General features: G+C 65.3%; 2 protein-coding genes. Both read right to left on the minus strand.

What is annotated here, in order from left to right:
* The coding region (locus tag LCH85_19560; protein MCA0354197.1) for an SDR family oxidoreductase at positions 1 to 5,509 on the minus strand (5,509 nt) is incomplete at its 3' end.
* Positions 5,506 to 10,254 (minus strand): SDR family NAD(P)-dependent oxidoreductase, encoded by a 4,749-nt coding sequence (locus LCH85_19565; protein ID MCA0354198.1) that lies wholly within the window; start codon positions 10,252 to 10,254, stop codon positions 5,506 to 5,508. The genes LCH85_19560 and LCH85_19565, both read right to left, overlap by 4 nt.
* Between the last annotated feature and the right edge of the window lie 10 nt (positions 10,255 to 10,264).

Genomic DNA, 10,264 nt, shown 5'->3' on the forward strand with positions numbered 1-10,264 from the left:
TGGTGGCGGTGCCGTGGGCCTCGACATACGAGATGGCATCGGCTGCCAGATTGGCGTCGGCCAGCGCGGCCTGCACCACCGCCGCCTGCCCGACCACGCTGGGTGCCGTGTAGCCGACCTTCAGCCCCCCGTCGTTATTGATCGCCGACCCGCGGATGACCGCGTGGATAGTGTCGCCGTCGGCCAGCGCATCCGCTAGCCGCTTCAGCACCACGATCGCCACCCCGTCGCCGAAGGTCGCGCCGCCCGCGTTGGCGTCGAACGTCCGGCAGTGGCCGTCCGGTGACACCTGATCGCCTTCCTGAAATAGATAGCCGGTGTTGACCGGAACGCGGATAGACACGCCGCCCGCCAAGGCGATATCGCAGTCGCCGTGGCGCAGGCTGCGGCAGGCCAGGTGGGTGGCGACCAGCGAGGTCGAGCAGTAGGTCTGGATGCTGAAACTCGGCCCGCGCAGGTCAAGTTTATAGGAGACATATGTCGCCAAGGCGTCCTTGTCGTTTTGCAACATGATCGCTTCGCTCATGTGTTCGCGGAGCGCATGGTCGTCCATCAAATGATGGAAGTAGTAATTCATGTTGGTGCCACCGAAGACGCCGACCAGGCCGGGGTAGCGCTGGGTATCGTAGCCAGCCTGCTCCAGGGCCTCCCAGGCGCATTCTTGGAACAAGCGCTGCTGCGGGTCGAGAAACTCCGCCTCGCGCGGCGTGTAGCCGAAAAACGCCGCATCGAACAAGCTGACATCATTCGCCAGGAGCGGTCGCGATTTGACGTAGTCGGGGTGCTGCACCAGCAGCGGATCAACACCGGCCGCCAGCAACTCTGCGTCGGTGAAGTGGGTCGTCGACTCCACGCCATTCCGTATATTCTGCCAGAGGGCATCGACGGTGGATGCGCCGGGGAAGCGCCCGACCATGCCGATGATCGCGATGCCATCCTGCTCGGCGGTCTGGCGCACGCGCTGGCGCCGCTCGGCCAACAGCGCATCGGCGGGCGCGACGGCGGAAGCGTCTGGCAACAGGTACTGAACCAGCGCGCTAATAGTGGGTGCTTCAAAGATCGCCACCGCCGGTACTTGGGTCTTGAACTCCTTCTTGAGCCGGGCGATCAGCTGAAGCGCGATCAGCGAATTGCCGCCCAGATCGAAGAAGTTGTCGTGGATGCCAATCTCATCGATACCAAGGACATGTTTCCAGATCTCTGTGATCCGCCGCTCATAGTCGCTGCTGGTTTGCCCAACCGGACTGAACGAAGCCGGAGCCGCCATGGTATCATCCGCCGCAGCATCAGCGCGCAGGGATTCGAGGCGGACCCACTGGCGAATGCGGGCATCCAGGTCGCCGGTCGAGTTGATGATCACCGGCTCATTGCGCGTTGCGACCGCCCGCTCAAAGGCGTCGGCGCCCTCCGCCGGGTTCATCTCGTACTGGGCCACGGTCGTGCCAATAGCATCGTGTCCGGCCCTGAGCTGCCAGGTGTCCCAATTAACGCAGACCCAAGGCACCGCGTGCGTGCGGTTGTGGCGCTGGGTGAAGGCGTTCATAAAGCTGTTCGCCGCCGCATAGCCGCCAAAGCTCAGCCCGCCCAGCACCGCCGAGATCGAGGAAAACAGCACGCAGAAGTCGAGCGGGCGGTCGCCCAATGCCGTTTCCAGCGCGTACAGGCCGTAGGCCTTCGGCTGGAAATGCCATTCGCATTCCTTCGGTCCGAGTGTAGGGATAGGTTGATACGATTGCGGGTCGGAGATACCGGCGGCGTGGAGCACCCCGTGGAGCGTGCCAAACCGCGCTTCAGCAGTCGCGAGCACGCGTTGAAGGTCGGCCACCTGCGCCACATCGGCGGCCATAACCTCAACCGTGCCGCCAGCGGCTTCGATCATCCGCACACGCTGGATACGCTGGCTGGTGGCGTCGTCCGCGCCGTGTTCGCTCAGCCACGCGTCCCAGGCCGCCCGCTCCGGCAAGCCCTGCCGGCCAACCAGCACCAGTTTCGCCTGTGCCGTCCGCGCCAGATGCTCGGCCAGTACCAGCCCGACCCCGCCGAACCCACCCGTGATCACATACACCCCACCCGACCGCACCACCCGCGATCCCGGCGCCTCCAGCCGAATCGGTTGGTAGGTTTCTTCCAGGCGCTGACCATCGCGGTAGGCTACGCGCAGCGCGTCACTGGTCGCCAGACACTCCGCCGCCAGCAACCCGACTGCGGCGGCATCGGCCATCGCAAGGTCGACGCTGCGCACACGGATGGTCAGGTTCTCCTGACCGATCACCGTCGCCAGCCCCAGCAGCGTGGCGTGTTCGGCCACGGGGATCGCGTGCGTACCGACCGCCTGCATCCCGGCGGTCACCACCAAGAGCTGCACCGCTTCGTCGATCACCTGCGCGCTCACCGCCTGCGCCAGTTGGAGCAGGTCGTAGTAGCCGATTGCCTGAGCCGCCTGAAAGCGGGCCGGGCCGGTCAGGGCTGAGTCGAGCGGCGCCAAGCCGCCCAGCCACAGGATGTGGCTGGGTAGGCCGCCGTCGGCGCGCAGCGCGTCAAGCAGCGAACCGTAGGCCGCAGCGTCAGCCGGCCCGGCGGCCAGGGTGACGGTGTGGCCGGCCGCACGAAGGGACGCAGCCACCGCCGTGCCCAGCCCGTGGGCATCGGGCAGGATCAGCCAGCGACCGGGGGCAGCCGGGGCGCCGAGCGCGGTGGGCGCCCAGTCGGGCCGGTAGAACCAGTCGGCCACATCCGCATGCCGGCCCAGCGACGGGGCGAGAGGCGCGGCGACCGGCCGGTTTGCGGCATCGACCCAGAAGCGTTTGCGCTCAAAGGGATACGTCGGCAAGGGCAGCCGACGCCGCTGTGTCGGCGCAAAGCCGACCCAATCGATGGTAATACCCAGCGACCAGAGCCGACCAATCGATTGGAGTACATGAGCCAGCTCAGATTGGCGTTCGTGAGCCGCCGGCAACAACGCCAGCACATGCTTCATCCGTTCGCGGCCACAGGCCGGATGCTGGCGGATAAACGACCCCAGCGCCTGCCCCGGTCCCACTTCCAGCACCACCAGCTGGGCATCGGCCAGCAAGGTGCCAACGCCATCGGCAAATTGCACCGTCTCGACCATATGCCGCGCCCAGTAGCCCGGGTCGGTCGCCTGGGCATCGGTGATCCAGGTGCCCGTCACATTCGAGATATAGGGAATCTGCGGGGCCTGGAGCCGCAGCGTGCCCACCAGTGCGGTCAGTTCAGCCGCCACCGGCACCAGCATCGGCGAGTGGAAGGCGTGGCTCGTCTCCAGCCAGCGACTAGCCACCTCGTTTGCGTCCAGCCGCACCTTGACCGCTTCCAATGCGGCGTGCGGGCCGGCCAGGACGCAGGTCATCGGGCTGTTGACCACCGCCAGCACTACCTCGGTATTCAGGTAGGGCTGGATGGCCTCGACGCCCAGCGAGACGGCCAGCATCGCGCCATGCGGCTGGGCCTGGATCCATTGCGCGCGTTTGGCGACCAGGGTCAAGGCATCCTCGAGGTTCAGCACGCCGGCGACCGTCGCCGCGACGTACTCGCCCACGCTGTAGCCGAGCAGCGCTTGCGGCTGGATACCCCAGCTCGCCAGCAGTTGGACCAGCGCATACTCCACCACAAACACCGCCGGCTGGGCCAGCGCCGTCTGATGCAGCGTCCCCGCCGCTATCCCACTGCCTTCCGGCAGGGCTGACAGGAGCGCTGAGGCTGACGCAGGAACGACCTGGTCAGCGGGATACAAGGCGGCGCGCAGATCCTGGCCAAGGCGCGAGGCCAGTAACCCAGCGCACCGGTCGACCGCCTCGCGGAACACCGTCTCAGTCGCGTACAGCGTCCCGGCCATGCCGGCGTAGTGGTCGCCCACACCGGGGAACACAAACGCCAGCGATTGATCGCGGGTAACTTGCTGAAAACTCAGTAGGCGGCGGGGATCACGGGCTTTGAGGGCAGCCGCAGCATCGCGGGAGTCGCTGGCCACGAGCACGCGCCGATAGCTGAAAGGCGCCCGGCCGACGCGCAGGGTGTGGGCCACATCGGCCATATCAACGGTCTGCGCTTCGAGGTAGGCGGCCAAGTTATCGGTCGCCGTTTCCAATGCCGTTTCAGTTTTGGCCGACAGCACCAACAGCTCGGCCGGGCGGGCAGGGCTGATGGTCGCGGGCATCGGCACCGGTGCTTCTTCCAGCACGACGTGGGCGTTGGTGCCGCCCAGGCCAAACGAACTGACGCCAGCCCGACGCGGCGCACCGCCATCCGCGGGCCAGTCACGCAGCTGGGTGTTGACGTAGAACGGACTGTTAGCCAGGTCGATATCGGGACTGGGCGTCTCGAAATCAAGATGCGGCGGCAGCTGGCGGTGGTGCAGGGCCAGGGCCGCCTTGATCAGACCGGTGACGCCCGAGGCCCGGTCGAGGTGGCCGATGTTGGGCTTGACCGACCCCAGCGCACAGAATTGTTTGCGCTCGGCGCCACGCTCGAAGACCTTGATCAACGCCGAAAGCTCCACTGAGTCGCCGAGCGGTGTGGCCGTGCCGTGGGTCTCGATGTAGCCGATCGTTTCCGGTTTGACGCCGGCGCGGCGCAGCGCGCGGGTAACCACCGCAGATTGGCCGGTGAGACCCGGGGCGGTGTAGCCGACCTTGCGAATACCGTCGTTGTTGATCGCCGACCCGCGGATGACGGCATAGATATGGTCGCCATCTTTGATGGCGTCTTTCATACGTTTGAGGGCGACGATGCCGACGCCATTGCCCACCACGCTGCCCTGGGCCTTGGCATCGAAGGTGCGGCAATGCCCGTCGGGCGACAGGATGCCGCCCTCCTGGTACAGATAGCCGGTGCCATGGGGAATGCTGATGGCCGTGCCGCCGGCCAAGGCGATGCCGCACTCATAGGTAAGCAGGCTCTGGCAGGCCATGTGGACCGCGACCAGCGAGGTGGAACAGTAGGTTTGTACCGCCACGCTCGGCCCGCGCAGATTGAATTTATATGAGACGGTCGAGGCTAGCGCGTCAACCGAGTTGCCAATGTCGATCTGCAAGCCGCCCGCCAGCTCCACTACCTCCGGATTGGTGAAGAGGTTGTGGATCATATACAGCGAGATGCTCGACCCGGCGAAGACGCCGATGGAGCCGGCGTAGGCGCCAGGATCGCAGGCGGCCTGCTCCAAGGCTTCCCAGGCGCACTCCAGAAACAGACGGTGCTGCGGGTCCATCACCTCAGCTTCGCGCGGCGTGTAGCCGAAGAAGCTGGCATCGAAGTGGTCGTAGCTATCCAGAAACGTCCCCGCCTTCACATAGTTCGGCAGTTTGAGCACTTCGGGATCGACGCCAGCCGCCAGCAGTTCCGCATCCGAGTAGCTGCGGATCGAACGCACGCCGGCAGTGATGTTCCGCCACAGCTCATCGACGTTCTGGGCGCCGGGGAAGCGCCCGGCCATGCCGATGATCGCCACCGCAGTGTCGTAATTAGCATCGTGCGACGTTGGCCCGCTCATAGATCCCCCATTTCATCCAAATCCACAAAGTAGTTCAATTGCATCCTGCGCTGCTCGTCCTCGTGCTCGTCGCCGTCGTCGTGGGCGATGGCCGGCTGTTGGAGGTTGGTGATGTGGGCCGCTTGCAACTCAACCGTGGGCGACTCATACAACACATATGCGGGGAAGTTGTCGAGCTTCAGGGCTTTGCGCATGCGCCCAAACAGGTCGAGGCCTAGCAGCGAATTGCCGCCGAGGTCGAAAAAGTTATCGTCGATCCCGATCAGGTCGATGCCCAGCACATCGCTCCATATGGCGGCGATGCGCGTTTCGAGGTCGTTGCGCGGTGCGGCATAGGCCACAGCCAGGGCTGGCCGCGGGTAGCGCGACTGCTCGCGGTCTTCGCGCATCTTGAGGAACGCGGCGAACGAGCGCTGGCTAGCCTCGACTAGAAACGTCAGGTCACGCGGGCTGACAAAGATCTGCGGTAGATCGTAAGCCAAGATGCGGCGCAATGCTTCCATGCCGTCGGCGAAGTCGATGCCGAAGGTTCGGCGCGAGGCTATGAAGAACGCCCGTACTTCTTCGGTGAAGCCTTGTAGGCCTTCGCTCCAAGCGTCCCAGTGCCATTCGCCCCATCCGATCGAGATCGTCACTCCGTGGTCGCGGTGATGCAGCTGGGCATAGCTGTCCAGGAAGATGTTCGCCGCGCAGTAGTCGGCCTGGCCCTGGCCGCCGCCGGCCGCCGCGGCAACCGACGAGAACAGCACCAAGAAGTCAAGCGGCAAGGAGCGCACGGCCTGGGCGATCGCCAGGGTTCCCTGGACCTTTGGCGCAAGCACGCTGGCCGCCGCTTCGGCGGTCTTGAGCTGCATTAGGCCCACCCCTGGCACGCCGGCGGCATGGAACACCCCGTTGATGGCACCGAAGCGGGCGACAGCCTGGTCGATGGCTGCGGCGATCTGGCCGGCGTCGGCGACATCGGCCTGGAGCACCAGCACTTCGGCACCGCCAGCCTCAAGCTGTCGGAGGCAATGGACGCGATGCCCGGTGCCGCTCTCGGTGCCTTCGGCAGCGATGATGTCATCCCAGCGTTCGCGCGACGGTAGGGCAGTCCGCCCGATCAAGACCACTTTGGCCCGCACACTCGCCACCAGGTACTCGGCCAGGGCCAGGCCAATACCGCCCAAGCCGCCAGTTATGACATACACGCCCTGATCGCGCAAACGGGCGTGGGGATGGCTGAACTCAGGCAGGTGGATTTGCTCATATGCCTGGACCCAACGGTGCTGCCCACGCAGCGCAATCACGGCGCCGGTCGGGGTGCTGGCCAGTTCCACCACCAGGCGATCCACCAACTCCTCGCAGCCCTGCCGATCGGGTGCCCAGATCACATCGATGGAGCGCGCCGTCAGGTTGGGGTGCTCCTGAGGAATGATCTTGCACGGACCGATCACTGTCGATTTCGTTGCGTTCACCGCCTCCTGGCCGACAACCGCGTGAACGCCGGTGGTGACGACGTTGACCTCGCAGCGCTCCACGCCCTGGTTGCCCAGCGCCTGGGTCAGCGCCAACAGGCTGTAAAAGCCGCGCTCCAATATGCTGTCCACCTCGGTCGGCGACTCGTCGGCCAACTCAGCGGGCGAGGCCAGCCACAGGTGTAGCACGCGGCTGGGTTCAATGCCTTCGCGGGCGAGCTTCTTAATCACGCTGATGTAGTCTTCGCGTTCGGCGGGACGTACCGTGTAGCTTGCCGGGTCGGTGGCGGCGAATGCCGCACCCGGCGCGATCGTCACCACAGTCTGGCCGTGCTGTTTCAAGCGCTCGGCGAGCACAAGGCCCAGGCCGGAGTCATCAACCAGAAGCAGCCAGGTGTGTTGGTCGGCGAAAAGTGGGGCGCCTAGGATCGGCGACGGCGGGCTGGTCCGTTTCCAGGAAGGCACAAAGAACCAGTCGCCAACGTCGGCGATGCGGTCGGCACTGTTGAGGAACTCGTCGTTGGCTAGCGAACTGCCCGACTTGCCGTGCGCATCGGCGTCCACCCAGTAGCGCTGGCGCTCAAACGGATAGGTCGGCAGCGAAAGCCGCCGCCGTTGTTCGCCCGCGGAGAACGCGGCCCAGTCAATGTTCACCCCGGCAAGCCACAGCCGGCCCAAGGTTTCCAGCACGTGGGCCAACTCGGCCTGGCGACCGTGGGACGTCGGCAGCACGCTCAGGATCTGGCCCATACGCTCGCGAGAGCAAGCTGAATGTTGCTTGACAAACGACGCCAGCGCCTGGCCGGGGCCGACTTCCAGGATCAACGCCGGCTCTCCCTCCAGCAGCGCGCCAGCTCCGGCGGCAAACCGCACGGTCTGGCACATGTGCCGCGCCCAGTAGTCCGGGTCGGTGGCCTCTTCGACGGTGATCCAAGTGCCGGTGACGTTGGAGACATACGGTATGGCCGGCGGGTTGAGGGTCAGCGAGCAGGTCAGATCGGTCAGGGCCGCGCGGGCCGGCTCCAGCATCGCCGAATGGAAGGCATGGCTGGTCTCCAGCCAGCGGCAGGCAACTTCATCGGCGGCGCATTGCCTGGCCACGGCCTCAAGAGCCGCCGCCGGTCCGGCCAAGATGGAGGCGCTCGGACTGTTAACCGCTGCCAAGGCGACATCGCCCCGGACGTAGCGCCGCGCATCGTCCTCGCCCAGGCTGACCGCCAGCATGGAGCCGGCAGGCAGATTCTGGATCAGCCTGGCGCGGAGGGCCACCAGACGCAGCGCGTCCTCCAGGCTCAGCACGCCGGCGACCGTTGCCGCGACGTATTCGCCCAGGCTGTAGCCCAGCAGCGCCTGCGGACGGATGCCCCAGCTCGCCAGCAATTGCACCAGCGCGTACTCGACTACAAACACCGCCGGCTGGGCCAGCGCCGTCTGGTGCAGCGTCCCGGCAGGCGTTCCGGCAGGCAGGCCTGCCAGCAACTGGCGGAAATCCAGGCCGGCCGCCGGTGCCCCATTGCCGCGCCCGGACTCTGGATACAGCACCGCCAGCAAATCCTGGTCCAGCAGCGGATTCAGCAGCGTGCAGCACTCGTCAACCACCACGCGAAAGCGCGCTTCGTGAGTGTACAGGTCCGCGGCCATCCCTGCATAGTGGTCGCCGACGCCCGGGAACAGGAAGGCCACCGACCGATCACGGTCGGTCTGGTTGGCGGTCAGCCCGCGGACACCAGCCGCCTCCAACTGCGCGATGGCATCGTCACGGTCGCGGGCCACGAGGGCACGCCGGTGGTTGAAGGCGGTGCGACCGACCTGGAGGGTATGGGCGACGTCGGCCAAGTCCACCTCGGGATAGGCTCGCAAGAAGCTGGCCAGGTTGGCGGCCATTGTTTGCAGGGCGGAGTCGGTTTTGGCCGACAGCAGCAGCAGCTGCTGCGGGTATGATTGACCGGACGGCGCCTCGAGCGGCGTTTCCTGGAGCACGACATGGGCATTGGTGCCGCCTAGGCCGAACGAGCTGACGCCGGCGCGGCGCGGCGTCCGACCGTCGGTCTCCCAGGGCCGCAACGCCGTATTGACAAAAAACGGGCTATTGGATAAATCAATCTCGGGGCTGGCCTGCTCGAAATTAAGACTCGGCGGAATCTCTCGGTGCTTCAGCGCCAGCACGGTTTTGATCAAGCCGGTCACGCCTGCGGCGCGGTCGAGATGACCAACGTTGGGCTTGACCGAACCGAGCGCACAGTACTGGGTCTGGTCGGTCTGCTGCTTGTAGGCCTTGATCGTCGCCGCGAGCTCGATCGAGTCGCCCAGCGCCGTGGCCGTGCCGTGGGCCTCAAGGTAGCCCACCGTCGCGGGGTCGACGCCAGCGTGGGCCAACGCTTCGGCGATCACCGACGACTGCCCTTCCAGGCCGGGGGCGGTGTAGCCGACTTTGCGGATGCCGTCGTTGTTGACCGCCGAGCCGCGGATGACGGCGTACACGTGATCTCCATCTGCGACCGCCTGATCAAGGCGCTTGAGCGCGACGACGCCGGCGCCGTTGCTCATCACGCTGCCCTGGCCGTCGGCGTCAAAGGTGCGGCACTGGCCGTCGGGCGAAACAATGCCGCCCTCCTGGTACACATAGCCAGTCCCATGGGGTACCGAGATCGCGACACCGCCAGCCAGCGCCATATCGCACTCGTAGTTGAGCAGGCTCTGGCAGGCCATGTGGACTGCCACCAGCGAGGTCGAGCAAAAAGTTTGTACGACCACGCTCGGCCCGCGGAAGTTAAGCTTGTAGGAGACCCAGGTCGAAAGCGAGTCCGACGAGTTCAGGACGCCGACCTGGAGCATGCCCGCTTTGCGGAACACCTCGGCGTTGTTGAAGATATTATTCAACATATAGGTCGAGATGGCCGATCCGGCGAACACCCCAACCAGACCTTGGTAGGTTTCCGGGCTATAAGCGGCGTCCTCGAACGCCTCCCAAGAGCATTCTAGAAACAAGCGCAGCTGCGGGTCCATCAACTCGGCCTCGCGCGGCGTAAAGCCAAAGAACGCGGAGTCAAAGGAATCGATATTGTCGATGACCGTCCCGGCTTTCACATACTCGGGTTGGCTCATCAGATCCGGGTCTACCCCGGCGGCCAGCAGTTCTTCATCGGAAAAAAACCGGATCGATTGCACGCCCTGGGTCATGTTGCGCCAGAACTGATCCAGCGTGTTGGCGCCAGGGAAACGCCCTGCCATGCCGATGATGGCAACAGCGGTATCGAATTCGAAATCCTGTGATTCGCGATCTATCATGGAAATACCT

It is taken from the genome of Chloroflexota bacterium, assembly GCA_020161265.1.
Taxonomy (GTDB): Bacteria; Chloroflexota; Chloroflexia; order Chloroflexales; family Herpetosiphonaceae; genus Herpetosiphon.